Raw genomic sequence first — 328 nt, forward strand, 5'->3', positions numbered from 1 at the left:
ACGGCATACAGCCGCATCTGACAGTCGATCTTCTGAATCCCTTGTTGTTGTACATCCGTTCCATGCGCTGCACGGTCAGCGGCTCGACGTCCTGTTCAGTAAGCGGTGGTCGGGTGGGACGTTGTTCGTCTGTGTTCGGCCGGGTTCGGGTCAGATCACGCTGCCGGCGGCGTGGACGGACCGTGGTCCGTCCGCGGAGCGGGGCCGGCTCTCGATCGACGGGTTGACGGCTCTTAGGGCGCGTATCTGGTTGTGATCTGTCTGCGGGATTCGTCCTGGTGGCGGGGGCTGGTCCGGTAGGTCATCGTGTATGACACGGGTGCAGTTA

Annotated in this window: 1 protein-coding gene; it reads left to right on the forward strand. The window is 62.5% G+C overall.

The genetic code is table 11. The features are described from left to right. On the forward strand, positions 1-256 hold a 256-nt coding region (locus AC559T_RS17925; RefSeq protein ID WP_498869479.1), incomplete at its 5' end, for a DUF5372 family protein. Positions 257-328: the final 72 nt, after the last annotated feature.

It is taken from the genome of Frankia sp. Hr75.2 (assembly GCF_949319125.1).
Lineage (GTDB): Bacteria > Actinomycetota > Actinomycetes > Frankiales > Frankiaceae > Parafrankia > Parafrankia soli.